The sequence below is a fragment of the Streptomyces sp. SID12488 genome (genome assembly GCF_010548275.1).
GTDB lineage: Bacteria > Actinomycetota > Actinomycetes > Streptomycetales > Streptomycetaceae > Streptomyces.
Map to the genome: position 1 here is coordinate 1 of NZ_JAAGLT010000134.1, position 393 is coordinate 393.

A 393-nucleotide genomic window follows, 5' to 3' on the forward strand; every position below is an offset into this window, starting at 1 on the left:
GGCCGGGAACAGCAGGAAGCCACCGCGATGCTGTTGCGCCGGGCCAGCTATCAGGCGTTCAGTGCGGTCTGGCCGGGCATGGACGATTTCGCCGACTACAAGGTGATGCCGAAATACGTCGTCTCCACCACTCTCACCGAGGACGACCTGGTGTCGGACTGGGGCCCCACGACGATCCTGCGGTCGCTCGACGAGGTCGCCGAACTGAAAAAGACCGAGGGCGGGCCGGTCATCGTGCACGGCAGCGCCGCCCTCAACCGGGGTCTCTCGGACGCCGGTCTGATCGACCGATACCACCTGCTTGTTTTCCCGCTCCTGCTCGGCGCGGGCAAGCGTCTGTTCAGCGACACGGACAAGGACACCCAGAAGCTGCGGCTCGTCGAGCACGAGACG

At 65.6% G+C, this 393-nt stretch carries 1 protein-coding gene; it reads left to right on the forward strand.

Features of this window, described 5'->3' with window-relative positions:
* On the forward strand, nt 1–393 hold a 393-nt coding region (locus G3I56_RS42850), incomplete at both ends, for a dihydrofolate reductase family protein (RefSeq protein WP_164418963.1).